Origin of the sequence: Solwaraspora sp. WMMD937 (assembly GCF_029581175.1) — a bacterium.
Taxonomy (GTDB): Bacteria; Actinomycetota; Actinomycetes; order Mycobacteriales; family Micromonosporaceae; genus Micromonospora_E.
This window is the reverse complement of sequence record NZ_CP120738.1, coordinates 644,964-671,229: the sequence shown is the minus strand read 5'-3', so window position 1 is coordinate 671,229 and position 26,266 is coordinate 644,964. Positions and strand designations below refer to the sequence as shown.

Annotated in this window: 25 protein-coding genes, 1 tRNA gene and 1 pseudogene; 19 read left to right on the top strand and 8 right to left on the bottom strand. The window is 71.4% G+C overall.

Going from position 1 to position 26,266, the window contains the following annotated elements; translation table 11 throughout:
• Positions 1–186: 186 nt before the first annotated feature.
• A complete protein-coding gene (locus O7621_RS03040; protein WP_282232630.1) occupies positions 187–1,593 on the bottom strand; it encodes a Tat pathway signal protein in 1,407 nt (468 codons plus the stop codon).
• A 266-nt stretch (positions 1,594–1,859) separates the two neighbouring features.
• On the opposite strand from O7621_RS03040, the gene O7621_RS03035 reads away from it, so the two are divergent.
• The 4 genes from O7621_RS03035 to O7621_RS03020 are packed head-to-tail and all read left to right on the top strand — an operon-like array spanning position 1,860 to position 2,830.
• Positions 1,860–2,183 (top strand): DivIVA domain-containing protein, encoded by a 324-nt coding sequence (locus O7621_RS03035; RefSeq protein ID WP_282232629.1) that lies wholly within the window; start codon positions 1,860–1,862, stop codon positions 2,181–2,183.
• Positions 2,180–2,422, top strand: a complete 243-nt coding sequence (locus O7621_RS03030; RefSeq protein WP_282232628.1) for a hypothetical protein — start codon at positions 2,180–2,182, stop codon at positions 2,420–2,422. The genes O7621_RS03035 and O7621_RS03030 overlap by 4 nt, the downstream gene beginning before the upstream one ends.
• Complete coding sequence (locus O7621_RS03025; RefSeq protein WP_282232627.1) at positions 2,415–2,618, top strand: hypothetical protein; 204 nt, start codon at positions 2,415–2,417, stop codon at positions 2,616–2,618. Before O7621_RS03030 ends, O7621_RS03025 begins: the two co-directional genes overlap by 8 nt.
• Positions 2,615–2,830, top strand: a complete 216-nt coding sequence (locus tag O7621_RS03020) for a flavin reductase (protein WP_281552766.1) — start codon at positions 2,615–2,617, stop codon at positions 2,828–2,830. The genes O7621_RS03025 and O7621_RS03020 overlap by 4 nt, the downstream gene beginning before the upstream one ends.
• Positions 2,831–3,107: 277 nt before the next feature.
• On the opposite strand, the gene O7621_RS03015 is transcribed toward O7621_RS03020, so the two are convergent.
• Both O7621_RS03015 and O7621_RS03010 read right to left on the bottom strand, forming a co-directional pair.
• A tRNA-Pro gene (locus O7621_RS03015) sits at positions 3,108–3,184 on the bottom strand.
• A 143-nt stretch (positions 3,185–3,327) separates the two neighbouring features.
• Positions 3,328–4,221 (bottom strand): metallophosphoesterase, encoded by an 894-nt coding sequence (locus tag O7621_RS03010; RefSeq protein ID WP_282232626.1) that lies wholly within the window; start codon positions 4,219–4,221, stop codon positions 3,328–3,330.
• A 25-nt stretch (positions 4,222–4,246) separates the two neighbouring features.
• Between O7621_RS03010 and O7621_RS03005 the strand changes: the two genes are divergently transcribed.
• A complete protein-coding gene (locus O7621_RS03005) occupies positions 4,247–4,702 on the top strand; it encodes a GatB/YqeY domain-containing protein (protein WP_282232625.1) in 456 nt (151 codons plus the stop codon).
• 152 nt (positions 4,703–4,854) lie between these two features.
• On the opposite strand, the gene O7621_RS03000 is transcribed toward O7621_RS03005, so the two are convergent.
• Positions 4,855–7,296: a transglycosylase domain-containing protein gene (locus O7621_RS03000; protein ID WP_282232624.1), complete on the bottom strand. Its 2,442-nt coding sequence runs from the start codon at positions 7,294–7,296 to the stop codon at positions 4,855–4,857.
• Positions 7,297–7,690: 394 nt separating this feature from the next.
• On the opposite strand from O7621_RS03000, the gene O7621_RS02995 reads away from it, so the two are divergent.
• Positions 7,691–7,987 (top strand): WhiB family transcriptional regulator, encoded by a 297-nt coding sequence (locus O7621_RS02995; protein ID WP_123603865.1) that lies wholly within the window; start codon positions 7,691–7,693, stop codon positions 7,985–7,987.
• 52 nt (positions 7,988–8,039) lie between these two features.
• Here the strand turns inward: O7621_RS02995 and O7621_RS02990 are convergent, their stop codons facing one another.
• The 3 genes from O7621_RS02990 to O7621_RS02980 are packed head-to-tail and all read right to left on the bottom strand — an operon-like array spanning position 8,040 to position 11,089.
• Positions 8,040–9,185: an ArsA-related P-loop ATPase gene (locus tag O7621_RS02990; RefSeq protein WP_282232623.1), complete on the bottom strand. Its 1,146-nt coding sequence runs from the start codon at positions 9,183–9,185 to the stop codon at positions 8,040–8,042.
• A 37-nt stretch (positions 9,186–9,222) separates the two neighbouring features.
• Positions 9,223–10,233, bottom strand: coding sequence for an ArsA-related P-loop ATPase (locus O7621_RS02985; protein WP_282232622.1), 1,011 nt, complete (start codon positions 10,231–10,233; stop codon positions 9,223–9,225).
• Positions 10,234–10,261: 28 nt separating this feature from the next.
• The gene (locus O7621_RS02980) at positions 10,262–11,089 is read right to left on the bottom strand and encodes a hypothetical protein (RefSeq protein WP_282232621.1); all 828 of its coding nucleotides are present in this window, start codon (positions 11,087–11,089) and stop codon (positions 10,262–10,264) included.
• Positions 11,090–11,237: 148 nt separating this feature from the next.
• On the opposite strand from O7621_RS02980, the gene O7621_RS02975 reads away from it, so the two are divergent.
• From O7621_RS02975 to O7621_RS02940, 8 genes and pseudogenes are all read left to right on the top strand, one after another.
• A complete protein-coding gene (locus tag O7621_RS02975) occupies positions 11,238–11,393 on the top strand; it encodes a DUF4177 domain-containing protein (RefSeq protein WP_123603862.1) in 156 nt (51 codons plus the stop codon).
• Positions 11,390–11,851, top strand: a complete 462-nt coding sequence (locus tag O7621_RS02970) for a RidA family protein (RefSeq protein WP_282232620.1) — start codon at positions 11,390–11,392, stop codon at positions 11,849–11,851. The genes O7621_RS02975 and O7621_RS02970 overlap by 4 nt, the downstream gene beginning before the upstream one ends.
• Positions 11,852–11,940: 89 nt before the next feature.
• Complete coding sequence (locus tag O7621_RS02965; protein ID WP_282232619.1) at positions 11,941–12,795, top strand: MBL fold metallo-hydrolase; 855 nt, start codon at positions 11,941–11,943, stop codon at positions 12,793–12,795.
• Positions 12,792–16,382, top strand: a pseudogene (locus O7621_RS02960) (adenylate/guanylate cyclase domain-containing protein); the annotation flags it as partial. The gene O7621_RS02965 and the pseudogene O7621_RS02960, both read left to right, overlap by 4 nt.
• A 142-nt stretch (positions 16,383–16,524) precedes the next feature.
• Entirely contained in the window at positions 16,525–16,977 is a 453-nt protein-coding gene (locus O7621_RS02955; protein ID WP_282232618.1) for a hypothetical protein, read from the top strand.
• Positions 16,978–17,031: 54 nt separating this feature from the next.
• Positions 17,032–18,765 carry a serine/threonine protein kinase gene (locus O7621_RS02950; RefSeq protein WP_282232617.1) on the top strand — a complete coding sequence of 578 codons (1,734 nt, stop codon included), beginning with the start codon at positions 17,032–17,034 and terminating at the stop codon, positions 18,763–18,765.
• 291 nt (positions 18,766–19,056) lie between these two features.
• The gene (locus O7621_RS02945) at positions 19,057–20,007 is read left to right on the top strand and encodes a transporter substrate-binding domain-containing protein (protein ID WP_282232616.1); all 951 of its coding nucleotides are present in this window, start codon (positions 19,057–19,059) and stop codon (positions 20,005–20,007) included.
• Positions 20,004–21,050, top strand: a complete 1,047-nt coding sequence (locus O7621_RS02940) for a hypothetical protein (RefSeq protein ID WP_282232615.1) — start codon at positions 20,004–20,006, stop codon at positions 21,048–21,050. The genes O7621_RS02945 and O7621_RS02940 overlap by 4 nt, the downstream gene beginning before the upstream one ends.
• Before the next feature lie 62 nt (positions 21,051–21,112).
• Here the strand turns inward: O7621_RS02940 and O7621_RS02935 are convergent, their stop codons facing one another.
• A complete protein-coding gene (locus O7621_RS02935; protein ID WP_123603854.1) occupies positions 21,113–21,790 on the bottom strand; it encodes a Crp/Fnr family transcriptional regulator in 678 nt (225 codons plus the stop codon).
• A gap of 275 nt (positions 21,791–22,065) precedes the next feature.
• On the opposite strand from O7621_RS02935, the gene O7621_RS02930 reads away from it, so the two are divergent.
• From O7621_RS02930 to O7621_RS02910, 5 genes are all read left to right on the top strand, one after another.
• On the top strand, positions 22,066–22,740 hold the full coding sequence (locus tag O7621_RS02930) for an adenosylcobinamide amidohydrolase (protein ID WP_282234434.1): 675 nt from the start codon (positions 22,066–22,068) through the stop codon (positions 22,738–22,740).
• Between the two features lie 76 nt (positions 22,741–22,816).
• Entirely contained in the window at positions 22,817–23,941 is a 1,125-nt protein-coding gene (locus O7621_RS02925) for a CapA family protein (protein WP_282234433.1), read from the top strand.
• A gap of 92 nt (positions 23,942–24,033) precedes the next feature.
• Positions 24,034–24,819 carry an endonuclease III gene (gene nth, locus O7621_RS02920; RefSeq protein ID WP_282234432.1) on the top strand — a complete coding sequence of 262 codons (786 nt, stop codon included), beginning with the start codon at positions 24,034–24,036 and terminating at the stop codon, positions 24,817–24,819.
• On the top strand, positions 24,816–25,466 hold the full coding sequence (locus tag O7621_RS02915) for a TlpA disulfide reductase family protein (RefSeq protein ID WP_282232614.1): 651 nt from the start codon (positions 24,816–24,818) through the stop codon (positions 25,464–25,466). Before nth ends, O7621_RS02915 begins: the two co-directional genes overlap by 4 nt.
• Before the next feature lie 8 nt (positions 25,467–25,474).
• A complete protein-coding gene (locus O7621_RS02910) occupies positions 25,475–26,218 on the top strand; it encodes a CoA pyrophosphatase (RefSeq protein ID WP_278174668.1) in 744 nt (247 codons plus the stop codon).
• Positions 26,219–26,266: the final 48 nt, after the last annotated feature.

The following is a 26,266-nucleotide window of genomic DNA, read 5'->3' as shown; positions in this document are numbered from 1 at the left end:
TTCTCTGCGTAGATGTACTCTCCATATGACCCCTAAGCGTGCAGACTCTTTACCTAAGCGGTTCCTGACGTGCCGAAGTCGTGGAGCAGCGGAGCAGGCTGCGGCTCTGTCCGCCACACCTTGACGGTGCATTCTGACGGTGGCGGGTCGGGCGGTGCTGCTTGATTCAGAAGATCGTGCATTTGGTCAGGTTCCCGAAGGGATACTCCCATCACGAAGAAGAGCGACACCGCGCTGATCAAGTTGTTTAGCGAATGAGGGTAGGCGCTGGCCAACGCCACCCAGACGCGCTCGCATGTTCTTTACGGCGGCACGCGCCCGGCCCGACTTGACGCCAGTCATCGCGTCCATGGCCATGTTCCAGTTCGCGGCTGCCTCGCCGAGACGGCCCTGCGCGCACTGCACGTCGCCTAGGTTGGCTAACGTCAGCGTGTGAATACGGCGGTAGACATCTGAGTTTCGAGTCGCAATCGACCGGCGGAGCTGCGTCTCGGCGCCCGACATATCTCCCAGGTCCCGCAGGGCCTGTCCAGCTTGACTAGCAAGCGAGGTTTCCGTGAAACCGCTGGTCCGAATCCACGGCGGCTCCTCGTCCGGTGCAGATTCCGCAAGGCGCTTCTCGGCAGCAGAGATCGCCGTGGAGGTGCGTGTACGGTCACCTGTTGCCGCGTGACCTCGCGCCACGGGGATTGCGAACAGAGCAGTGGCGGCCGGGGTGGAGCTTCCCTTCGACCAGCCGAGAGCGGATTCCGCGAGGTTGAGCGCCTGTTGCCCGTGACCGAGATCAACAGCCTGATGAGCCATCGCACGCAGAGTGAACGCTGCAAGTGCGCGGTCGTCGGCTTCATTCGCGAGCCGCAGTGATTGGACGTAGTACCGCTGAGCTAGGCCGTGCAGGGACGAATCAAATGCTTTCCATCCGGCAAGGTAGGTCATCTCCGCAGCCAGGCTGAACATTGCCCTGCGTGCCGAGCCGGATGAGAACCTGCCGCGCAGATAGTCAGCGACATCTGACGAAAGGTATTGAATGACCGCAAGACGGGCGTGGCCGCCGCCGAACCGCTCGTCAGCTCGGCTGAACACCGCCAGCATGTCTCGCACGGCGTCAATCTCGCTGCGGCCTACCGCGACCCCACCGCCTTGTGCGCGTCGCCCTCGGTCTGCGACATCCTGCCAGGACTCGAAAGGAACCGCGAGCGCAGCCAGCGAGTACAAGGCTTTGAGCGCGAAAGCTCGTCGCTCCAAGTCGGCCCTCCCGATCGTCACGAGGTTGGTGGCGCAGTCGTCCACCCACCAGTCGAGTCCGCCTAGGTCGGCTTCCAGGCTACCGTCCACGTCGAAGCCAAGGTCGGTCGGTGAGACGAGATGACCGAGTCGACGGCTGACCGCTTCGGCGAGGTAGCGAGGGGTTCGACCACTTGGCCGTACCCCTGCGACCCAGTGGCCGACGTGTGACCGATCGCAGGATCGCAGGTCGTCGTTGTGCTCGCAGGCGATGACTCGAACTGCTGCGGCACAGGCATCGTATGACCACCGGCACGCCTTGATCATTTCCCGCAGTTGCTCGTTGCGTTTCCTCTGCTGCCGTGTCATCCGCAGCCTCCCTGGTCGGACCGGCGTTCAACGCGTTCAACGCGTCCAGTGTCCTCACAGACTACCGGAGGCCGCCGACAATCCGTTTACTACAAACAGGTCCTGCCGCACCGGAGTAGAGCGCGGCGATGATCATTGGATGGCGAACGATTGCGCTTCGCGATTCGAACTACTAATCGGCTCATCCATAGATGCGAGTTGTCGATCAGCGTGGCCTCCCCTGGCTGTTGGCTGAGCGTTTGGTGTCGAGTTCACGAGGAGAAGTCATGGAGCAGCGGAGCAGGCGGGGGCGGGTGGTGCCTCGGCAGGGCGTACTCGTCGAGCCGTGGCAGGTCAGGGCGATGCAGTTCGACACCCGGTGGCGTGGGCTGGACCCGGCGGCGGTGTACGCGTACCTGCGCGACGTCGCCGACGAGCTGGACCGGCTGACTCGGCAGGCCGCCGTCGACCGGGCCGAGGCCGACCGGCTACGCGAAGGGCTGCGGCAGTGGCGGCAACGGCACGTCGGCTGCCGGTTCAACGACCCGTCCGCCGGCGTCTACCAGTCGGAGCACCAGCGCCAGACCGGCGGCAACGGAGGCCACTGGTGAGCGACGAACCGCGCTGGACCATCCACCTGCCGACCCGGCTCACCAGCATCGAAGCCGCCGCCCGGTTCGCCGCCGCGCTGCGGGACTCGCTGGCCCACCTCGACGTCGTCGACTTCGCCGGCACCACACTGTCGGCCACCGACCGACCGTCGCTGCGTACCCGGGTATGGGGTGACGTCGACCCCGACCCGGCCGGCGGCCACCCGGTCAGCGACCGCACCGCGCCGGCCGATGACTGACCCCGTCCCCCGCCACGTTGAGATCGACCACCTGACCGCGCTGGTCGACCGGCACCCACCGCGCGCCGACGACTGCGCCTGCGGCGACCCGCTCACCGCCACCGGCCGCTGCTGGCGGGCCGACGTCGCGCTCACCCGGCTGCGCGACCTCGGTGTGCACGTCGCCGCCGTCGACCAGCCGGAGAACGCCGGATGAGCATGCACGTCCCCGTGCGCCCCAGCTGGGTCTGCGCCGGCTGCGGCCACGCCTGGCCGTGCCTCGACAGCCGGCGACAACTCACGATCGAGTACGCCGACGCCCGCGTCTCGCTGTCGGTCTACCTCGCCACCAACATGGTCGAGGCGATGACCGACCTGCCGGCCGGGCACGGCTGCGACCTCTACTGGCGATTTCTCGGCTGGCTGTGATGTCGATTCTGCGCCCCGGCGACGAACCGATGCACTACGACGGCGGCTCACACCGCTGGATCCCACCCGACCCGGACCACGACCAAGCAGCCTGGGACGACCGGGTACGCGAACACCAGAGTGAGCACCGCAGCCGCCCGGACCCACCCCCGCCCCGCTACCGTCTCACCCGGAGAACCGCCGCCAGGTGAGAACTCGGCTACACCAGCCAGGGCGCTCAGACACGCAGTTGGACATGCGAAGGGCCATGTCGATGTGATCGACATGGCCCTTGACCTGGTCGGGGTGGCCGGATTTGAACCGACGACCTCTTCGTCCCGAACGAAGCGCGCTACCAAACTGCGCCACACCCCGAGGTCCGCTGGGCAATACTAGCCCACCGGCCCGGCAGGGCCAATCCGGTATCCCCGGTGCGCCGCCGCCGGCCCACGGGCGGCGCGTCACTGGGCCGCCGGCTGACGCAGGCTGACCTGCGTCGACGTTCGATCAGCGTTCGATCAGCGAGCGATCAGGGTCAGCAGGGTGGCCTCCGGTGGGCAGGCGAACCGGACCGGTGCGGTCGGGTGGGTGCCGAGCCCGGCCGAGACGTGCAGCCACGAGTCGGTGCCCGGCCACCGGTGCAGGCCCTTGGCCATCGACCGGGGCAGGTCGCAGTTGGTGACCAGGGCGCCGACGAACGGCATGCAGACCTGCCCGCCGTGGGTGTGCCCGGCGAGCAGCAGGTCGAGCCCGTCGGCGGCCATCTCGTCCAGGACCCGGGGCTCGGGGGAGTGGGTCAGGCCGAGACTCAGGTCGGCCTCCGGCGACGGCCGGCCGGCGACGGCGGCGTAGTCGTCGCGTTCGATGTGCGGGTCATCGACGCCGGCCGCGTCGATCAGCCGGCCGCCGGCCTTGAACGACGCCCGGCGGTTGTTCAGGTCGTGCCAGCCGGCGCCGACCAGCACCTCGCGCAGCTCCTCGAACGGCAGGTCCGGGCCGGGTCGGTAGTCCCGCTCGGGGAGCAGGTAGCCCAGCGGGTTCTTCCATACCGGGCCGGTGTAGTCGTTGGACCCGAAGACGAACGCGCCGGGCAGGTCCAGCAGCGGCTGCAGGGCCCGCAGCGCGCCCGGCACTGCGTCGGGGTGGGCCAGGTTGTCGCCGGTGACCACGACCAGGTCCGGGTCCAGCCCGGCCAGCGCCGCCACCCAGGCCTGTTTGCGTCGCTGGTCGGGCATCATGTGCATGTCCGACAGGTGCAGGATGCGCAGCGGTTCCGCGTCCGGCGCGAGCACCGGCACGTCGAACCGGCGCAGGGTGAACATGTTGCGCTCGATGAGCGAGGCGTACGCCAGGGTGGCGGCGCCGAGTGCTGCGGTGCCGGCGGCGAGCCGGAATACGGTGCGCTTTCGCATGCCGACCAGGGTAGTTTGGCCACTCATGAGCACCGTGAAGGACCGCCTGACCGCTGACATGCGGGCCGCGTTGAAGGCCCGGGACGAGCTGACCACCTCCACCCTGCGGATGGCGCTGGCCGCGATCGGCAATGCCGAGGTCGCCGGCAAGGCCAAGCGGGAGCTCTCCGACGAGGAGGCGTTGGCCGTGCTGACCAAGGAGGCGAAGAAGCGCCGGGAGGCGGCTGCGGCGTTCGCCGATGCCGGCCGGGTCGACCAGGCAGCCAAGGAGCGGGCCGAGGGCGAGGTGCTGGACCGCTACCTGCCGCGTCAGCTGGACGACGCGGCACTCGCCGAGATCGTCGGCCGAGCGCTGACCGAGGGCGGCTTCACCGGCAAGGCGCAGATGGGCCCGGCGATGAAGGCGGCCCAGGCCGCGGTGGCTGGCCAGGCCGAGGGTGGCCGGGTGGCAGCCGAGGTACGCCGTCAGCTCGGACTGTGAGCGTCGGCTGACGCTGTACGCATGCATGATCCGATGCGCCTCATCTGATACCCGCCCGGCGTGTCGCGTCGATGGGACGCATCTGATCATCAAGTAACGATAGGGGCGGGCACCGATCACCGGTGCCCGCCCCTATCGGTCGTGACCGTTGGTCAGTCGTCCGGGTTTCCCGGGTTACCGGGACGTCCCGGCCCGTTGCCCGGCCCACCGGGACCGTCACCGTCGCCCGGGCTCGGCTGGGCACCCTGGCCGTTGCTGACCCGGATGATCACCACGCCGCCCTTGATGGTGCGGCCGCTCGGGCTGGTGCCGGCGGCGGTGCCGGCCGGGCAGGTGGAGTCGACCGCACCGGAACGGTCCACCTCGACCTCGAATCCGGCACCGGACAGTCGGGACCGCGCGTTGTCGATCGACTGGCACTGCACGCCCGGGATGGAGCGCTGCTCGCCGCGGACCAGTTTGCCGCTCGGTGCCTTGAACTGCTGCTTCTCCTTGCCCTTCATCGCGTCCCGCAGCGTCTCGTAGACCGCCGGGTTGACGATGTCGTGCGACATGGTGGCGTTGGTGTCGGCCCAGTCCGGGTCGGCCAGCACCCCGGCGACGGCGAGCTGTTTGGTGGTCACCACCATGGTGGCGGTCTTCTCGGCGTCGGTGGTGCCGGTCTTGCCGGCCACCGGGTGCCCGACGATGCTGCGCACGCCGTTGGCGGTGCGGCCCCGGCACCGCGACGTCGACGAGTTGTCGCCGACCGGGCAGCGCGCCGCGTCGATCGCGGCGCGGGCCACCTCGGTGGAGACCACCTGCTTGCACTGCGGCTGGGCGATGTCCAGGCTGTTGCCGTCCTGGTCGCGGATCTCCTTCACCGGGATCGGCTTGCAGTACTTGCCGTCGGCGGCGAGGGTGGCGTACGCGTTCGCCATCTCCAGCGGCGTGGTGCTGGACACGCCGAGGGTGAAGGCGCCCCACTGGTTGGCACCCTCCGGATCGGCGGCGAACCGGGCGTCGTTGGAGGCCCGGAAGGTGATGCCGAGGCGCTGCGCCACATCGACGGCGGAGGCCGCGCCGACCCGCTCCTGCAGCGGCACGAAGTACGTGTTGACCGAGGCGCCGAAGGCGCTCCACATGTTGTGTACGCCGTTCATGCTGGAGTTGGCGTTCTTGGGGCAGTACTTGTTGGTGCCCGCGCAGGCGGCCGGGCTGCCCCGTTCGACGATGTACTTCGACTCGTACGGGCTCTTCGCGTTGATCGTGTACTCCAGTGGGTAGCCCTTCTCCAGAGCCGCCACCAGCGGGAAGATCTTGAACGTTGAGCCGAACTGGTAACCGGTGATGTCACCGCCACCGGTCAGCAGCGGGTTCGTGGTGTTCGGGTAGGTGCCCCGGATGCCCTTGTCGGCCTTCTTCGGGTCGCTGGAGAGCTTGTTCTTCGGGTTGTCCGGGTCGTCGAGCTTGTAGTTGCGGTTGACCGCCATGCCGCGCACGTACCCGGTGCCCGGCTCGACCGCCGCCACCATCAGCGCGTGCTTGCTGCCGGTCTTCAACGCGTCCTCGACGGCGTTCTTCGCCGCGTCCTGCGTCTGCAGGTCGAGGCTGGTGACGATGTGGTAGCCGCCGCTCTTGAGTCGCCGCTCCCGGTCGTAGCTGGTGGCGCCGAACGTCTCCTGCTCCATCCACCAGCGGTAGAAGAAGTCGCAGAAGAAGCCCCAGTGGTTCTTGTTGGCGGCGACGCAGCCGTTCGGCGCGCGCTTGCCGTTGACGACCAGCTCGACGGCTTTGGCCTCGTCGGCTTCCTCCTGGGTGATCGCCCCGGTCTTCACCATGTTGTCGATGACGTAGTTGCGCCGGTCGACGGCCTGTGGGTAGCCGCCCGGCGTGGTCGGGTCGAACGCCGTCGGGGCCTTGACCAGGCCGGCGAGCATGGCGGCCTCGTCGATGGTGAGGTCCGCCGGCTGCTTGCTGAAGTAGACCTGGCTGGCTGCGAAGACGCCGTACGCGCCATTGCCGAACGGGGCGATGTTGAGGTAGCGCTCCAGCACCTCGTCCTTGGTCATCTCCTTGGTGAGCTGCATCGCGTACTTCATCTCGCGCAGCTTCCGGGCGTTGGTGTCCTCGGTGGCGGCGATCACGTCTTCGGGGTGGGTCGCCGAGTAGGCGATGGCCAGCCGGACGTACTGCATGGTCAGCGTCGAGGCGCCCTGGGTGGTCTCGCCGGCGCCCTGGTTGGCGACGAAGGCCCGGGCGACGCCCTTGACGTCGACCCCGTTGTGCTCGTAGAAGTTGTGGTCCTCGGCCGCGATGATCGCCGCTCGCATGATCGGCGCGACGTCCTTGATCGGGACGTCGCGGCGGTTCTCGTCGTACATCGCGGCGAGCGTGGTCTTGCCGTCGGCGGCGTACAGGTAGCTGATCTGCGGCGCCCGTTTGACGGTCAGCTCGCTGGGCAGCTTGTCGAAGGTCTCCGCGCCTGCCTTGGCTGCCAGGCCAGACATCGCCACTGCGGGGAACGCGGCAGCGGCGACCACCACGCCGGCCAGCAGCCCGCAGATCAGCAGCGATGCGGCGTTGGTCAGTGGGTTGTGGTCTCGCTTCCGCATCAAGGTCACCCAGTCAGGGTACGTGAGGGACTGAGGAGGTCGCCGTGTGGCGCACCTGTGCATTTCCTGCCGGCTCCGGCCTCGTTGTGCTAAACGCAGAGACCCGTCCGGCGGTTGTGGTCTCCGCCGCCTACTTTCCCCCGGGAAGGTGTGGGTGGCGGGGTTTCCCCGTTTCCGCCTCGGGTACCCCTGCTCGGCAGAGCGCCCGGGAAGGGTGTTGTGTCCGGATAAGCGGATTTCGTCAATAACGTTGCGTAATCACCCAACTACAGAACATGATGGTCCGGCGAGGATCGCACGGCGGCGTGCTGCGGGGGAAAGCAGCGTCAGCCGCCCGGCTTGCCGACTGACTCCACCGGTTGCAAGCGGAAATTGCTAGGGGGGACGTGGAACGATGGGCATGATCGCTGATTGGCCCAGCCTGGCGGCGTGCCAGAGCGGAGACCCGGACGCGTTGTTCGTGCAGGGCGCTGAGCAGAACGTGGCCAAGCGCATCTGCCGGGGTTGCCCGGTCCGGTACGAGTGCCTGGCCGACGCACTCGACAACCGGATCGAATTCGGGGTCTGGGGCGGCATGACCGAGCGGGAACGGCGGGCCCTGCTGCGCCGGCACCCGCAGGTGGCGAGCTGGCGCAAGATGTTCGAAGCAGCCATGCGGGACCGCGAAAAGGTGCTCGTCGCCACCAAGTGATCCGCTGAACCGGGGAGCTGTGCGGGACCAGTTGGAGCCGTGCGGGTCAGGCTCAGCCGGCGACCGCGTGGCCGATCGTCCGTAGCCCGTCGATGTCATGCACGTCGGCGGGCTGCGCGCGGACGGTCGCCACCGGCACCTGCGGGAACGCGTCAGTGAACATCGCCGCGACCCGGCGCTCCCGCGCCGACTGCTGTGCCACCGCGGCGTGCACCCGCAGCACCTCGGCCGTCGCCGGATGCCCGCCGTCGCGGTCCAGCTCCTGCGCGGCGGACAGGCTCCGCTCGGCGGACAACCCGGGTACGGCCGGCTCGTGCACCCGGTTGAGCACCAGCCCGGCCAGCGGCATCCGCTCCGCGCCGAGCCGACCGGCGAAGTACGCCGCCTCCCGTACCGCATCCGGCTCCGGCGCCGCGACCAGCAGGAACGCCGTCTCGTCGGCCTGCAGGACCCGGTACGTCTGCTCGGCCCGCTGCCGGAAACCGCCGAACATCGAGTCCAGCGCCGCCACGAAACCGGACAGGTCACTGAGCAACTGGGCGCCGAGGATCTTCTGCACCGCCCGGGAGAACACCCCGAACGACGCGGTCACCAGGCTGAACATACTTCGACCGCCGGCCCGGGCCGGTGCCAGCAGCAGTCGGAGCATCCGGCCGTCCAGAAAGCGCGCCAACCGGGCCGGTGCGTCCAGGAAATCCAGCGCGGACCGCGACGGCGGCGTGTCGACCACGATCAGATCCCACTCGCCACCGGCGTGCAGCTGGCCCAGCTTCTCCATCGCCATGTACTCCTGCGTACCGGCGAAGGTCGAGCTCATGGCCTGGTAGAAGGGGTTCGCGAAGATCTCGGCGGCCTTGTCGGTGTCGGTGTGCGCGAGCACCACCTCGTCGAAGGTGCGCTTCATGTCCAGCATCATGGCGTGCAACTCGCCGCCGCTGGCCTCCATCTCGATGCCCTTGACCTGCCGGGGAGTGTTGTCCAGCTCGGTCAGGCCCAGTGACTGCGCCAGCCGGCGGGCCGGGTCGATGGTGAGCACCACGGTGCGCCGGCCGTGCCGCTCGGCGGCGCGCAGCGCCAGCGCCGCCGCGGTCGTCGTCTTGCCCACCCCACCGGCACCGCAGCAGACCACGATCCGCACGCCCGGATCGGCCAGGATCCGGTCGACGTCCAGCGGTGGCGCTGCGTGATCAGGAGGCACCTGTCGAGCGTATCGGGGTCGGCCCAGGATTCGCCGATCAAGTCGCTGTGAGGTCGCTTCCAGCAGCTGGCCCGGTGCCGGTCAGCAACGCTGCGGCCAGCCTGTCCAGGCCCTCGCGGGTGACCCCGTCCGGCAGCAGCGGCAGCCGGACGATCGGCCGGCCCAACTCGACCAGGTCGGTCAGCAGCGAGTCCTCCAGCGCGCGCCGGGTGAGGTGCTCCTGTGCCTCGGCCCGCAGGCCGGTCACCGTCTCCCGGTCGGTCGGCAGCCCGGCTGCGGCCAGCCCGCGCCGCAGCTGCGTCTGGCCGACCGGCCCGTCGGCGAGCAACGGCGGCCGGGCCGAGTTGACGATCACGTTGCCCACCGGGATGCCCAGCGCGGTCAGGTCGGCGACCGCGTCGAGGGTCTCCTGCACCGGCATCTCCTCCAACAGGGTCACCACGTGCACCGCGGTGATCGGCGAGCGCAGCAGTACCGCGACGCCCTCGCTCTGCGTCTTGATCGGGCCGACCTTTGCCAGCCGGGCAGCCTCGGCGGTCACGTTCAGGAACCGGCCGATCCGCCCAGTGGGCGGTGCGTCGAGCACCACCGCGTCGTAGACCCGCCGCCGGTCCACCATCCTGGTGGTGGCCTCCTTCACCTTGCCGGTGAGCAGGACGTCGCGCAGCCCGGGAGCGATGGTGGTGGCGAAGTCGATGGCGCCCAGGCGCCGCAGCGCCCGCCCGGCCGCGCCCAGCTTGTAGAACATGTCGAGGTACTCCAGCAACGCCTCCTCCGGATCCACCGCCAGGGCGCGGACCTCGCCTCCGGCGGCCGAGGCGGTGATCCGGCGCTCCTGGTACGGCAGCGGCCCGATGTCGAACAGCTGTGCGATGCCCTGGCGGCCCTCCACCTCGGCGAGCAGGGTGCGCTTGCCCGCGCCGGCCAGGGCGAGCGCCAACGCGGCGGCGACACTGGTCTTGCCGGTCCCGCCCTTGCCGGTCACCACGTGCAACCGGGACGGCCAGCCGGGTACGGCGGCGACAGGTGACTGCTCGGTGACCCCCACGTCCAACCAGACTAGTGCGCGGCGAGGCTCAGTTGACGTCGCAGACGAACCAGCCGGACTTCTGCACCACCACAAAGCTGAGGTCCTGCTCCGCGCTGCGCTCGTCCTCGGTGACCATGCGCACGGTGACCGAGACGACTGCCCGATCTTCGTCCTGCTCATCGACGGTCGGCACGTTCCACTCGAACTGAGGGTTGCGGTACGTCGACGAGTAGCCCTCGATCTCCTCCACCTTCTCGATCAGCGCGGACTCGTCCCGGGCCTCCCGGCAGACCAGGTCGGCTGCGGCCGTGACGTTCCGGTCGGTGTACACCGCCTGAAGGAACTCGTCCACGGCGGCGACCGGTTCGGCCGCGCCGCTACCCGTCTCCAGGTTGTTGATCACCAGGAACGCCGCGATGCCGCCGCCACCGCAGAGCAGCAGCACCACACCGAGCACCACCGAGGTGATCAGCAGACCACGTCGGCGGCCGGCGGCAGCTGCGGCCGGTGCGCCGGGAGTCGGCGGTACGGGCTGGCCGGGGGGTAACGGCTGTCCCGGTGACACCGGCTGGCCGGGCGGCGGTGGTACAGGCTGCCCGGGCGGCGGTGCGGCCTGACCCGGAGCCGGCGGGAACGGCGGACCACCCGGTGCCGCCGCGAACGGTGCGCCGGCCGGCGGCGGGGCGTACGGCGACCGGTCCGGCGGCGGAGCGAACGGCGGTGCGGTGGGACGCTGCCAGGGCGGCGGCGGGATCGACTGTCCCGGCCCTGCCGACTGCCCAGGCCCTGTCGGCTGCGCCTCGGTCGGCTGTGCGTCCGGCGCCGGTGGCTGTGCGTCCGGTGGCTGTGCCTCGCCACTGGGCGGTTGCGTCATCCTCATCCCCAGGTTCAGGTCTCGTCGTCGGCGGACGGTAGCCGCCACCAGACGGTCAGGGTATCTGGCCGACGCACCCGGATCACCGTCCCGGCCGTTGGCCGTAGGCTGTGGCGGTTGGCGAATCAGAGCTAGGAGCCGTAACGAGATGCAGAAGTGGGAGTACGTCACCGTGCCACTGCTGGTGCATGCCACCAAGCAGATCCTCGACAACTGGGGTGAGGACGGCTGGGAACTGGTCACCGTGATCCCCGGTCCCAACCCGGACCAACTGGTGGCGTACCTGAAGCGGCCGAAGTCGTGACCGTCGGCCCGCACGCCCGCCTCACCGAACTGGGGCTGAGCCTGCCGACCGTCGTCCCGCCGGTGGCCGCCTACGTTCCGGCGGTCCGCTCCGGTGAGCACGTCTATGTCTCCGGCCAACTGCCGATGGCCGACGGAGCGCTGCTCGCCGTCGGCAAGGTCGGTGCCGAGGTGACCCCCGAACAGGGCAGGGAACTTGCCGGTCGGTGTGCGCTGAACGCGCTCGCCGCGATCGACGCCCTGGTCGGTCTCGACGCCGTGACCCGGATCGTCAAGGTCACCGGGTTTGTCGCCTCGGCGGCCGGGTTCACCGGCCAGCCCGCCGTGATCAACGGTGCATCCGAGCTGTTCGGCGAGGTCTTCGGCGACGCCGGCCGGCACGCCCGCAGCGCCGTCGGGGTGGCCGAGCTTCCGCTCGGCGCGCCGGTCGAGGTGGAGGTCGTCGTCGAGGTCTCCTGACCGGTCCGTGCCGGCCGGGCGCCGGGCCGGCACCCGAGCGGGCTGAGGAAGTCTCGGCGAAGTCACCGCGCGGCCGTACCATCGCAGCCATGACCGCGCACGTCACCACCCCCGCCGCGGCCCTGGCCAGCGACCTGCCGGGCTGGGTGACCCTGGTGCGGGCACCCAACCCCGGGCCGATGACGCTGGACGGCACCAACACCTGGGTGCTGCGTCGGCCGGGCGAGCGGTACGGCGTCCTCGTCGACCCGGGTCCGGCCGACGCCGGCCACCTCGACCGGCTGGCGGCGCACGGCCCGTACTCGATGATCCTGGTGACCCACGGGCACCCGGACCACGTCGAGGCGGTGCCGGCAGCCGCCGAGCGGTTCCAGGCCCCGGTCCGGGGCCTGACCGTCGACCACCAGGTGCAGGAGCCGGACCGGCTCGGCGACGGGGCCGTGCTGGAAGCGGCCGGGCTGACCGTCACCGTGCTGGCCACCCCCGGCCACACCGCCGACTCGGCCTGCTTCCTGGTCGCCGGGCCGGACGGGCGGCAGGTCGTGCTGACCGGTGACACCATCCTCGGCCGGGGCACCACCGTGGTCGCCTGGCCCGACGGCGACCTCGGCGACTACCTGGCCAGCCTGCGGCGACTTACGGCGTACGACCAGGTCACGGCGCTGCCGGGGCACGGCCCGGCGCTGACCGACTGCGCCGCCGCCGCCCGGTTCTACCTGGCTCACCGGCAGGCCCGGCTGGACCAGGTCCGCCAGGTGGTGGCCCGGGGCGTGACCGAACCGGCGGCCGTCGTCGCCGAGGTGTACGCCACCGTCGACCGGGCGCTGTGGCCGGCCGCCGAGTGGTCGGTCCGGGCGCAGCTCGCCTACCTGCGCGGGCCGACCGACAGCGCGGCAGGTGACCGGGAATCGACACCGGGGCGGACCGGGTTGGACCGGCAGTGACCTGCCCGGTGTGCGGAACCGTCGCGGTACCCGGCGCGCGGTTCTGCCACAACTGCGGCGGCGCGCTGCCGGCGGCCGCCTTCCTGCCGGCCGCCGAACGCCGGGTGGTCACCGTGCTTTTCGGCGATCTGTCCGACTTCACCTCCTGGTCGGAGGATCTCGACCCGGAACGGGTCGGTGCCGTCACCGACCGGGTGCTCGCCGCCCTGGCCGGGGCGGTCAAGACCTTCGGCGGGCACGTCGACAAGCTGACCGGTGACGGGATCATGGCGGTCTTCGGCGCCCCGGTCGCCCACGAGGACGACGCCGAGCGCGCGGTACGGGCCGCGCTGAGCATGCAGCGGGCGGTGCGCCGGGTGCTCGACGACGAGCGGGGCGGCGGCGCCCCGCTCGGCCTGCGGGTCGGCCTGAACACCGGTGACGTGGTCGCCGGCATTCAGGCGGCCATCGAGTACACGGTGATCGGCGACACGGTCAACACCGCCGCGCGGCTCGCCGACGCGGCGGCGGTCGGCGCGGTGTACGCCGGCGCCGGCACCGTCACCGGCACCCGGCACGTCGCCGCCTGGCGGGAGCTGCGCCCGCTGCGGCTGAAGGGCAAACGAGCCCCGGTCGAGGCGTACGAGCTGCTCGGTCTGCACGACGCGCCGGGCACCCGGTCGGGCATCGGCGACCAGGCCCCGTTCGTCGGGCGGGAGGCCGAGATCGGCCGGCTGGCCGGCCGGCTCACCGAGGTGATCGACCACGGCGACCCTCGGGTGCTGGTGCTCACCGCGGAGGCCGGCATCGGCAAGTCCCGGTTCGCCGTCGAGGTCGAGCGGTACGCCGCCGGCTACGACGTCGGCACCGGGCGCTACGCCGCGCCGACCGGCGCACGGGTGCTCTCGGTACGCTGTGCCGCCTTCGGCGAGCGGCGTCGGCTGGCCCCGCTGGCCGACCTGGTGCGGATCGCGGCCGGGCTGCCCCGGGACAGCTCCACCGCGGTCACCCGACCGGTCGTCGAGGAGCGGCTGCGCCGCCTCGGACAACGGCTGGCCCGGGTCAGTCCGGAGCCGCCGCCGCTCTCCGTCGACCTGCTGCTGACCCTGCTCGGGTACGCGGATCCACCGGCCGCCGCGCACCCGTCGTCGGGCCCGGCCGACCTGACCACGGACGCTCCGGTGCTCGACGCGGAGGCGATCCCGAGCGCGGTGGCCGACCTGCTCAGCGCCCTGGCCCGGGAGGCGCCGCTGCTGATCGTGGTCGACGACCTGCACGACGCCCTGCCGGACACCGTCGAGGTGCTCGGCGAGACGCTGTCCCGGCTCACCGGTCCGGTACTGGTGCTGCTGCTCGGCCGACCCGAGCTGGTGCGTACCGCCGGGGTGCTGACCGGGGTGGCCGACGCCGAGGTGCACCCGTTGCCGCCACTGCGCGGGGCCGACGCGGCCCGGCTGCTCACCTCGTACCTCGGCGGTGGGCGGCTGCCGCAACCCGACGTGGACCGGCTACTGGCCACCGCCCAGGGCAACCCGTTCTACCTGGCCGAGCTGGTCACCCTGCTGATCGAGCGGGGCGCGCTGACCCGGACCGGTCCGTCGGCCGACGCCGACGCCGCCGGCGGCGACAGCGCGGACTGGCGGCTGGCACCCGGGTCGCTGAGCAGCCGGCTGCTCTCCCGGGACCTGGCCGCGGTGCTGGCCGCCCGGATCGACGCGTTGCCGGCCGACGCCCGGTCGGTGCTGCGTGACGCCGCGGTGGTCGGCGACGTGGTGCCGGACGGCACCTTGGAGTCGTTGCGGGACCGGCGGGACGGCCGGCCGGCGGCGGTGGTGGCGGTCGAGCTCGACCGGGCCGTCGAGGAGTTGCTCCAGCGCCGCATGCTGCACCGCACCCGGGTCGGTTTCGCCTTCCCGACCCCGCTGATGCGGGAGGCCGCCTATGCCGGGATCGGCAAGGCCGACCTGGCGGAACGGCACGCGTGTCTGGCCCGGTGGGCAGCCGGGGCCGACGCGCCGGCGGCGGTCGGCACCGGCCCGGCGAGCGGTGGGCCGGGCGGGATGAGCCCGGCGCTGCGGGACGTGTTCGTCGCCGATCACGTCGAACGGGCCGTCGGCCTGGCCGAGGCGGTCGGGCTGCGCCCGGACTCGGCGGCCCGCGCCGTCGGGTTGCTGGGGGTCGCGGCGCTCGGTCGGGCGGCCCGCCGGTCGATCGCGGTCGGTGAACCGGAGCTGGCCGTGGAGTACGCCGAGCGGGCGTCCGCGCTCGGCGGGGACGCGGTGCCGAAGGCCGACCGGCTGGTCTACGCCCGCGCGCTGCTGCAGACCGGGCGGCCGGCCGAGGCGCTGGCCACCGCCGAGAAGGTGCTCGCCAACGCCGGTGAGGACGCCGCCGCCCGGGCCGGTGCCCTGCTGGTGTCCGGTCGGGCCCACCGGGCGGTGGGCGACGCCGCCCGGGCGGTGGCGGTGTGGCGTGAGGCGTTGCAGGTGGCCACCGAGGTCGGGCTGCCCGCCGAGCGGGCGGAGGCGATGCGCCGACTCGGGATGGCCGACTTCCTGGCCGGTCGGCTCAGCCGGGCGAGCAGCCGATTCGCTGCGGCGTACCAGGTGAACCTGGCAGCTGGCGACCGGCGTGGGCAGGCCTGGTCGTTGCAGAGCCTGGCATGGGTGACCACGATGCGCGGCGACTTCGCCGGCGCCGACGCGGTGCTGAACCGGGCGGCGCGGCTGTTCGTCGAGCTGGACGACCCGGTGGGGCGGGCCTGGCTGCGGGGCACCACCGCGTTCGCCCGGCTGCTCTCCGGCCGGTTGGCCGACGCCCGCCGGTTGGCCCGGGTGTTCCTGCCGTTCGGCGAGCGGGTGGGGGAGGCGTGGGCGGTCGGCACGCTCCGGGCGGTCGAGGCGTTCGCCGCGGCCGAGTTGGGTGAGTTGGCCGAGGCGGACCAGTCGGCGCGGCGCGCGTACCGGGATTTCGACAGCGCGGCGGACGACTGGGGTCGGGGCTTCGCGTTGCTGGCGCGGGGGGTGGTGGCGCGCGGGCTCGGCCAGTGGGAACACGCCGCCGATCTGCTCTCCGACGCGCTCGCCCAGGGCGAGCGGATCGATCACCCGTTGCTGATCGGGATGGCCGGGACGCTGCGCGGCTTCGTCGCCCTGGAATGCGGTGACGTGGCCGGTGCCGAGCGGTTGGCGCAGTCGGTGCTGACGTCGGTCGAACCACACAACCCGTTGGCCGCCGTCCAGGTGGCGCCACGGGTGCTGCTCGCCTCGGCGCGGCTGGCAGCGGGTGACCCGCCGACCGCGGTCGGGCTGCTGGCACCGGTCGCGACCGCGATGGACAGCCCGGCGGTGTTGTTCTCCCGGCGTCAGACGTTGGCCCGGTACGCGGCGGCGCTGCTCGCCGACGGGCAGCCGGAGCCGGCGCTGCACTGGGCCCGGCGGGCGTTGGACTCGCCGGCGGAGGACGTCCGCAGTCAGGTCGTCGGGTTCGGTGTGTTGGCCTCCGCGCTCGCCGCCAACGGCGAGCAGGTCGCGGCACGGCAGGCGGCTGACCGGGCGGTCAGTCTCGCGTACGGCACCGAGCAGGTCAGCGAGCGGGCCGCCGCTGACGCGGTCAGGTCTGCTGTGGATGACAGTGGCCTGGTCGGTGGGGTGGATCATGGCGGACCCGGGGATGCCGGCCGGGCGGCGCGCTCGCTAGCCTGACTCCCACTGTGCTCCATCCTGGGCGCACTGTGGCCGGAGGAACCCGATGAAGCTGCCCCGTTCGGTATCCGGATGGACTGTCGCCGTGTTCGGGGCGATGGCCCTGCTGCTGGGCGCGGTCGGCCTGGCTCAGCCCGATGTCCTGCTCGTACTGCTCGGCTTCGACACGCTGCCCACCGGGGAGCGGGCGGCCGGCGACTACACCCGTACGTTCATGGCGGCGTCGTCGATGGCCTCGTTCAACATGGGCGTCTACTACCTGTTGGCGTCGGTCACCGACTGGCGACCGTTCTTTCTGTTCTCGGTGATCTTCCGGCTGGTCACCACGGTGGTCTTCACCGTGGTCGTAGTCGCCGAGGTGGCTCCGGTGCGGTTCGTCGGAGTGGCGGCCTGGGAAGGGCTGGGCGCGGTGGTGACCGGGGTGGCGTTGCTGACCGAACGTCGCCGCCGGGTCGGCGTACCGTCGCCCGGCACCGGCCGGTCGGCTGGCGACAGCTGACCCGGGGGCCCGGGGTCGCCCCGGCTGTCCGGGGTCTTGGGTACCGTTTACCGTGTGAACGACAGACTGCCGAGCGCGCTGCCGTTCCCCACAGTGCCTGGACTGTCAGATTTGTCGGTCTTTGCCAGAGGCGGCTACGCCACCGTCTACCGTGCGGTCCAGGAGTCGGTCGGCCGGGAGGTCGCCGTCAAGGTGGAGAACCGGGCTCTGGACAACGAGCGGGACCAGCGCCGGTTCATGCGGGAGGCGCGTGCCGCCGGGCGGATGTCGTCCCATCCGCATGTGGTGGACCTCTTCGACGTCGGCGTCACCGGGGATCTCCACCCGTACCTGATCATGGAGATGTGCGACGGCTCGTACGCCGACCGGATGCGCACCTCCCCGCTGGACGCCTTCGAGGCCCGTGACGTCGGGGTCAAGATCGCGGACGCGCTCGCCGACGCCCACCATCTCGGCGTCCTGCACCGCGACGTCAAACCGGCCAACATCCTCTACTCCCGGTTCAACGAGCCGGCCCTGGCCGACTTCGGCCTGGCCGTGCTGGTCGAGCACCGCGACGCCTCGGTCACCCTGGAGGTGCTGACCCCGGCGTACGCGCCACCCGAGTCGTTCCAGCACCGTCCGCCGTCGGCCGCCGCCGACGTCTACGCGCTCTGCGCCACCCTGTACGCCATCATGCGCGGCAAGCCGCCACGCTGGGACGACGAGCGCAACCCGAGCCTGGTGGCTCTCCTGGAGATGTTCGACCGGCCGCTGCCGGACCTGCCCGGGGTCAACCCGGCGCTCGTCGACGTACTACGCCAGGGGATGGCGAACGATCCCGCCGCCCGACCTCCGGCGGTCGTGCTGCGGGACATGCTGGCGGCGGTGCCGCTCGGTCAGCACTGGAGCCCGGCCGCCCCGCACCGGCCGCCGTTCTCGATCGCCCCGGTCTCCGGCGGGCCACCGGCCGGGTCGAGTAGCTGGGCCGACCCGACGACCCCGGTGCCGTCCCGGCCGGAGCGCAACGCGTCCTGGAGCGTCCCGGTGCCGCCCCCGCCGGAGCCGGGGCAGGTGCCCGGGCAACGACCCGGCCCGTCGCCATCGGCTGCCAATCCGCCCGGCCCGTCGCCGCCGGCTGCCAATCCGTCCGGCCCGCCGCCGCCGGCTGCCGGCCCGTCGGCCGGCCGGCCGGGCACCTCGCCTGACAACGCGGTCCGTTCCTGGCTGCGGACCCTTGCCGGCGGGCTCGGCCTGCTGGTGCTGCTCGCGATGACCAGCCTGGGCACCTGGATCGTGGCCAAGGGCTCCGGTCCCACCACGTTTCCCCCGATCACCGGAGCCGACCAGCGGACGACCGGTGCGGTGGCCAGTGAGAGCCCTGTCAGCGACCCCACCGGCGGTGGTCCGGCGGGCGCGGCGCTGCCGAACTGCCACCTGACGCTGCGACCGGAGCTGCGCTGTCCGGACGATATCGAATGCTTCAACGGCCGGGTGTCGAACTCTCCGCGTACCCTGACCGCGACCGCCTGCACGGGCCGGCACACCTGGGAGACGTTCGCGGTCGGTGAGCTGCCGACCCGGTTGCGAGCCGCCGACCATGCCGCGATCCGGTCCGACCCGGCTGTCGTCGAGGCCTGCGGGGCGGAGAGCTTCCGGCTGTTCACCCTGCGGATGGACGCCAACGACTGGCAGTACGCGGTGCTGCTTCCGGAACCGGCGGAGCTCGCCGCCGGTGACCACCAGTACCGGTGCCTGGCGGGCAAGGGGCCCGGTCAACTGTTCGGCCCGACCCTGGCCGCCCGGTAACTGACATTGGCGTAAGTCTCGGCTGTCCGACTATCCGGGTGGTTGGCCTGACCTGGCAGTTGCGCAACGGTCGCGGCGCTGAACGGGTTCGGCCGCACGAGTTCACCGTCCGTCGGTACGCCGACCGCGACGCGGCGGTGCAGGCCATCCGACACCGCGAGGTGTACGGCTCGCGCGGTGCAACTCGACGGGGTCAGATCTTGCCGGCAGCCATTACTCTGAGCAGAGCCGGCAATGTGGACGGCTGTCCGAGACGTAACCGATCCTGACTGTCGCAGTCGTGAGGTTTCCATGGCTGACAAATCCACCAGGTTCCGCACATACCTCAACCACCGCACCCGGCAGACGATGACCACAATAGCCGTTGCTTCTACCCTGGTCCTGGTCGCTCTCGTCGCGTGTGAGGACAACCAGCCGCCGGACCGGCCGACCGTGCGGGATCTCCGGGAGGCCTCGACCATCAGCGAGCGGACCGAGTTGCGCATCGGCGTCAATGTTGACATTCCGCTGATGTCATTTCGGCGAAACAACGCGTACCACGGTTTCGACATCGAGATCGCCCGCTACATCGCCGACTCCCTCGGCTTCGGTGACCAAAGCATCAGGTGGGTGCCACTGGACACCGAGGACCGGATCGAGAAGTTGCGCAGCGGCGAGGTCGACATCGTGGTGGCCAGCTTCTCCATCACCGAGGAACGTGAGAAGCGGGTCGGGTTCGCCGGTCCGTACCTGATCACCACACCTGAGGTGCTCGTCGCCACCGAGTACGTCAACGAGATCACCACGATCACCGATTTGAACAGCGAGGAGTACACCGTCTGCGTCGCTGGCGGCTCCACCACCGAGGCGATGCTCAGGGAACGCGGGATCCCGCACCAGCAGGCCGACAACCCGGCCGCCTGTCGGGACGGCATCCTGGCCGGCGAGTTCCAGGCGATGGTCTCCGACGAGACCATCCTCGCCGGACTCCGCTCGGAGAACCCCGACGAACTCGCCATCGTCGACATGCCGTTCGGCGTTGAGGAAGAGCTGGGCATCGGCGTCCCGGTCGAGGATGAAAATCTCCGTGACCTGGTCAGCTACTTCCTGGACAAGAGCTACCAGCGGGACCAGCGGGACGAGGCGAACGCCTGGGAGACGGCGTACAACAACCATCTGGGCCAGTGGCTCGGTGAGGCGAGCCAGCCCCGGCCGGACGGCGCGCCCGACCTGGTGGACCACGACGACAAGAACCGGCGGTGACCGCCGCGGAACGCCCGGTCGACGAGGCGGACCGGCGGAACCGGGCGGCGCAGCAGTTCTGGAGCGTGGTGGTCGGCGCCCCGGCGATCATCTCGGTGCTCCGGCTGGTCGTGGAGGCCGGCGGCGAGTTGCAGACCACCCTGCTGCTGGCCGCCAACGTCAACCCGGTGAACCTGGTCGCTGCCTTTGTCAGCACCGCGAGCCGGGTGGTCTCGGGTGCGATGGTGGCCCTCTTCGCGATCAGCGCGGTGCTGACCGTCAGCGTCGACAACGACCAGCGGCGGTGGGCCCGCCCGAAACCGCCGTTGCTGGTCCGCTGGATGCGGGTGGTGCCCGTCTGGTTCCTGATCGTCACCCTGCTGGTCGCGGTAGTGACCTGGAAAATCCTCTATCTGCCGCTGCTGCTGCCGGCGATCGCGGCCACCGCCCAGCTGCTGACCCGTACGGTGGACGAGCGCCGCACGGCCGGGGACCCGCCGGACGACCGCCGGACGACCCGGCTGACCCTGTTCGCCCTGCTGCTGCTCGGCTACTACGGTCTACTCGCGCCGACCCTGGTCGAGGCCGCGACCACCGGAGAGTGGTTCGTGGTGCTGATCCTGGCCGCGCCGCCGCTGCTGGCCCTCGTGGTGACCGGCCCGGTGTTGCCCGGCACGGTGCACCTGCTGGTCGCGTCCGGTCAGCTCACCGTCATGATCGCGCTGGCCTGGACGTCGTACTCGGTGGCCACCGCGCCGGTGCTGCCCAGCACAGTGACCACCATCGAGGTGCCGGGCGGGGAGACCGAGCACATCCGGGGCAGCGTGATCGCGGTCGACGACGCGAGCGTGGCCATTCTGCAGGAACAGGGCGGCGTCCGGTACGTGCCGACCGACGACGTGGAGGCGCAGGTGCTCTGCCCGAGCGAGGCGGATCTAGCGCGCTACCGCCTCTGGGTGCACGGGTTCCACATCGAGGACTCGCTGCTGCAGGCGTTGGGGCGGGAGGTCCGACCGGTCACCCCGGTGGACGCGGTCTGCCGGGCGACCGCCTCGGTGAGGTGAGCCAACCGTTGCCCCGTCCGGGGCGGATCTGCCGCAGGTCCCCGGGCAGATCCGCCGCCGGGTCACACCCGGGCGCGCCTGGCGAGCCGCTCGGGGTCGAGGATGATGATGCTCTTGCCGTCGAGCCGCAGCCAGCCCCGGGAGGCGAAGTCGGCCAGCGCCTTGTTGACCGTCTCCCGGGAGGCCCCGACCAGCTGGGCGATCTCCTCCTGGGTGAGATCGTGGGTCACCCGCAGCACCCCGCCGTCGCGGGTGCCGAACCGGCCGGCCATCTGCAGCAGATTCTTGGCTACCCGCCCCGGTACATCGGTGAAGATCAGGTCGGCGAGGGCGTCGTTGGTCCGGCGCAGCCGTCGGGCAAGCACCCGCAGCAGCTGCTCGGCGATCTCCGGCCGATTGTTCAGCCAGGGCCGCAGCGCCTGCTTGCGCAGCCGGGCGAGGCGGGTGTCGGTGACGGCGGTCGCGGTGGCGGTACGCGGCCCGGGGTCGAACAGTGACAGCTCGCCGACCATGTCCGACGGGCCCATCACGGCGATCAGGTTCTGCCGCCCGTCGGCCGCCCGTCGGCCGACCTTGATCTTGCCGGTGAGCACGATGTACAGGCTGTCACCCGGCTCACCCTCGTTGAAGACGACCTCGCCCTTGCGGGCCTCGATCGTCTCCATCTCCTTGGCGAGTGCCTCAGCGGCCTCCGGGTCCACGCCCTGGAAGATCCCGCTACGAGCCAGCACCTCGTCCATCGCGCACCTCCGCCTGCGCGGCGTCCGTTCCCCGGCACCCCAGCCGTGACCAGCCGCGCGCAGTCAGTCTAGGTGCACTCCGCCCCTGGCCGGATGCGCACCCTCCGAATCTTGATCCAGGAGCGTAACCCAACAGGGTGGATCCGTCGTTAATATGCGGCACAACGCACGCCGACCGGTCACCGCCGTGCGACCGGCGGACGCCGTATCGTCGACCGGTGTCTCCCGACGTCGCCCGACCATGGTTCACCACCCGCAACGAGGGCGGTCGGACCCTGCCGTACGCCTGCTGGGCGCTCACCGAGCCGCTACTGGCCATCAGCTCCGCCCCGCTCGGCGGCGGGATCGGGCTGCGCTGGTGGGTGATCAACGCGACCGTGCCGATGTCGTACCACCGCGACGACCCCGACACCCACCTCGTCGGTCTGGCCGAGCAGGCGGACCTGCGCGGACCCGGTGTCGGCCTGCTCACCGGGGTGGACGTGCGTCGGATGGTGGCCCGCGACGAGGCCGGCGTGCAGGTGTGGGCGACCGTCGGGCTCGGCACCCCGGTGCTGGCCGCCGCGCCGAGCGCCGCCGGCCCCGCTCAGCCGCCGGCCGGGACGATCAACATCGTGGCGGCGCTTCCGGTACGGCTCGGTGAGGCCGCCCTGGTGAACGCGGTCGCCACCATCACCGAGGCGAAGACCCAGGCGCTGGTCGAGCTCGGACTGCGGGCCACCGGCACGGCGACCGACGCGGTGGTGGTGCTCTGTCCGCCCGACGGGCCGGAGCAGCGGTACGGCGGTCCCCGGTCGACGTGGGGCGCGCGGCTCGCCCGGGTGGCGCACGCGGCGGTACGCGGCGGCACTTCCCGGCATGGTGGCGCGGCGGATTCGCAAGGACGGCAGATCGGACACAGCAACAAACCGGCCGGACGGTTGTCGTCGCCGGGGACCCCCGGCCGGTAGGGTCACGCCAGTGAGTGACGCCCAGCGTGCCGCCCGGGGGCACCGGCGGCAGGAGCCCGCCGCAGGCCGACCCGTCCTGTCGATCGTCGTGCTGACCGCCGTTCTGCTCGGTGCCGTGCTGGTCGGCATCGTCGCGCTCGGCGGGATCGACCGGTCCGGATCCGAACCGCAGTGGCAGTCGGCCGCGTCGCCGGCGGTGGCGTCGCCGACCGCCGCTACGTCGCCGGAGCCGCAGGAAATCTCGATGTCGGCTACCGGCGACATCGTGCTCGGCAACGCCCCCGACCGGCTGCCGCCCGACGACGGTGCCGGCTTCTTCGACTCGGTGACCGAGGCCCTCGCCGCCGACCTGGTGATGGGCAACCTGGAGGAGCCGTTGACGGTCGACACCGGCACCGGCAAGTGCGCCCCGGGCGCCGCCCAGTGCCACCAGTTCCGGGCCCCACCCGAGTACGCGGCTCACCTGCGTGACGCCGGGTTCATGCTGCTCAACCAGGCCAACAACCACGGGTACGACTACGGCGAGGCCGGATACCGCAACACCCAGCAGACGCTGGAGGAGCACGGTATGCGGCACACCGGCGCGCTCGACCAGATCACCGTGCTGGACGTCGAGGGGGTCAGCGTCGCGGTGGCCGGCTTCTCCTCGTACTCCCCGCCGAACAACAGTCTGATCAACCTGGACGCCGCAGCTGAGGTGGTCCGGCGCGCCGACGAGCAGGCCGACCTGGTCGTCGTGCAGGTCCACATGGGTGCCGAGGGAGCGGAGATGACCCGGGTCACCCCGGGCACGGAGCTGTTCGCGGGAGAGAACCGTGGCGATCCGATGGCCTTCGGACGGGCGATGATCGACGCCGGGGCGGACCTGATTGTCGGCCACGGCCCGCACGTGCTGCGCGGCATGGAGTTCTACCAGGGCCGGCTGATCGCGTACAGCCTTGGGAACTTCGCCGGTGGCGGCGGCACGTTGAACAACAACGGCCGGCTGGGTTGGGGCGGGGTGCTGAAGGTGACCCTCGACCCGGACGGCGACTGGGTCGACGGTGAGTTCGTCGCCACCTACATGAACGGCAACGGGCTGCCCGTCGTCGACGAGCAACGCCGCGGGCTCGACCTGGTCCGGGAGCTGAGCGGGTCGGACTTTCCGCAGACCGGCGCCCAGTTCGACGACGACGGCACCATCTCACCACCGTCTGACTGACCCGCCGACGTAGGCTGGCCGGTGTGACACCGCCAGCCCCCCGAGCCGCGACCGCCCCGGCCGGGGCCACCGGAACCGCAGCCACCGGGCCCGTGGCGGCCCGGGCCGTGCGCACCGAGACCGACCTGGGGCGCAAACGTCGTGCCCGGCGGATGGCGCGACTGCTGGCGCAGATCCATCCGGACGCGCACTGCGAGCTCGACCACGACGGTCCGCTGCAGTTGGCGGTCGCCACCATTCTGTCCGCGCAGTGCACCGACAAGCGGGTCAACGAGGTCACCCCGAAGCTGTTCGCCCGCTACCCGACGGCCGCCGACTACGCCGCCGCCGACCGGGCCGAGCTGGAGGAGCTGATCCGGCCGACCGGTTTCTTCCGCAACAAGGCCGGCTCGCTGATCCGGCTCGGTCAGGCATTGACCGAGCGGTACGCGGGCGCGGTACCGCGTCGTCTGCCGCAGCTGGTCGAGCTGCCCGGGATCGGCCGCAAGACCGCGAACGTCATCCTCGGTAACGCGTTCGACGTCCCTGGCATCACCGTCGACACGCACTTTCAACGGCTGGTCCGCCGCTGGGCGTGGACCGATGAGTCCGATCCGGTGAAGATCGAACACGCGGTCGGCGCGTTGATCGAGCGCCGGGACTGGACGATGCTGTCCCACCGGGTGATCTTCCACGGCCGACGCGTCTGCCACGCCCGCAGACCGGCCTGCGGCGCGTGTACGCTCGCCCCGCTCTGCCCGGCGTACGGCACCGGTCCGACCGCTTCGGCCGAGGCGGTGAAGCTGCTCAAGGGCCCCCGCGCGAGGGAGCTGGCCGAGCAGGCCGGAATCCCCGCCGACCTGGTGCCGGCGGCGGCCGTCGCCGCCGAGGTGCCATGAGCGCCGGCCGCTGGCTCAGGCCCGGGCCGTTGTTCGCCGCCGCCCTGGTGCCGTTACTGCTGGTGGCGTCCGGTTGCACCACCGACCCGGGTGCCGGGGCGGGCGATGCTGCCGGAGCGTCCGGAGCGGTCCCGTTCGCCGACTGCGCCGGTCTGACCGCGCCGCCCGCTGCGTCAGCCGTCGCCGCGCCGCAACCGTCGACCGACGTCGGTACGCCGGGCGGCGGCACCCCGTTGCCCGACGTCAGCCTGGCCTGCTTCGCCGACGGGACGGTCATAGACGTCGCAGCGGTACGCGGACCCGCCGTGATCAACTTCTGGGGCTCCTGGTGCCAGCCCTGCCGGGAGGAGCTGCCGGCGCTGCAACGCCTCGCCGACCGTACCGCCGGGCAGCTGCACCTGATCGGCGTCAACACCTACGACGACCGGGACCCTGCCGTCGCCGTCGCGGAGGATCTGGGGCTGCGGTTCCCGAGCCTGGTCGACCGGGACCGCGAGCTGCTGCTGGCGGTCGAGCGGGTCGGCCTGCCGCTGACCCTGTTCGTCGACGCAGACGGGGAGATTCGTCGGACGTACGAGGGCACCGTCGACGACGCCACGCTCGCCGACCTCGTCGAGCGCGAGTTGGGTCTGACGGTGGCCCCGTGACCGATCCACTGCCCTCCGAACCGTTGCCGGCCTGGTGGCAGCCGCTGCTCACCCGGGTGCGCTCCGCCCGTACCGCCGATTTCACCCGGGTGGCGACCCCGGCCCGGGGTGGTCGGCCGAGTGCGGTGCTGGTCCTGCTCGGCGAGCATCGGCCGGGTGAGCCCGACGTGCTGCTGCTGCAGCGGGCCGCGACCATGCGTAACCACGCCGGGCAGCCCGCGTTCCCGGGTGGCGCGGCCGACCCGGGCGACCGGGACGCGCGGGCGACTGCGTTACGGGAGGCCGAGGAGGAGGTCGGGCTGGACCCGGGCAGCGTCACCGTGCTCGCCCAACTGCCCCGGCTGTGGATCCCGGTGAGCGGCTTCGTGGTCACCCCGGTGCTCGGCTGGTGGCATCGGCCACATCCGGTGCATCCCCGACAACCGGAAGAAGTGGCGCATGTCACTCGGTTGCCGGTCGATGAGCTGGTGGACCCGGACAACCGACTCCAGGTACGCCACCCGAGCGGCTGGGTGTCACCAGCCTTCCAGGTGCGCGGCATGCTGGTCTGGGGATTCACCGCCGGGGTGCTGTCCGCGCTGCTGGACATGGCCGGCTGGGCCGGCGCCTGGCCGACGGGTCGGATCATCGACCTGCCGCCCGAGCCGTCGCCCGGCGGCGATCCGTCGGCCGCCGGTCTGCCCGACACGCTCGGTGACCGGTCCGGCGGCGATGCGGCAACTGTGGACGGCTCCGCCGGCCTGCCGGGCTGACCGCCGGCCGCCACGTCCGTCTGCCGGCCGGGCCGCTCGCCGGGTGCC